1 protein-coding gene is annotated in these 450 nt (G+C 67.3%); it reads left to right on the top strand.

All coding sequences use genetic code 11. The features are described from left to right. Positions 1–73 precede the first annotated feature (73 nt). Positions 74–450 (top strand): DUF222 domain-containing protein (locus IF64_RS0124970; RefSeq protein WP_030534615.1); only part of this gene is annotated, 377 nt, incomplete at its 3' end.

Here is a 450-nt window from a genome sequence, read left to right as displayed (position 1 = left end):
TTCTCTGGCTTCTGACGAGGGGGAGTGGCGGGGGTTGGCTGAGGAGTTGGCGCCTTCGCTTCGGGTGTCGCCTGTGGAGGTGGAGAGGCGGATTCGTAACGCTGTCGATCTGTCTCGGCGGATGCCTCGGGTTCTGGATGCCATGCGGGAGGGCCAGGTCGAGCTGTATGGGGCCCGGCGGATCTTGGCTGTGACCTCGCCGCTGTCTGACGAGCATGCCCGGCAGGTGGATGCGTTGTTGAGCGACAAGCTCGCCTCGGCTCCCGTGACGTCGTGGCAGCCTCGGAATTTGGCTCAGCACGCGGCGCGGCTTGTGGAGAAGGTCGACCCAGGCGGGCAGGCGGAGCGGGTTCGGATGGCCCGGGCTGGGCGGCGGGTCGAGCTTGATCACGGGCCGAATGCTCACTCTCGACTCACCGCCGAGTTGCCGTCGGAGGTGGCTTCCGCGTG

This window comes from Prauserella rugosa, assembly GCF_000719975.1.
Taxonomy (GTDB): domain Bacteria; phylum Actinomycetota; class Actinomycetes; order Mycobacteriales; family Pseudonocardiaceae; genus Prauserella; species Prauserella rugosa.
The sequence above is the reverse complement of the archived record's forward strand: the minus strand, read 5'-3'. Positions and strand labels throughout refer to the sequence as shown.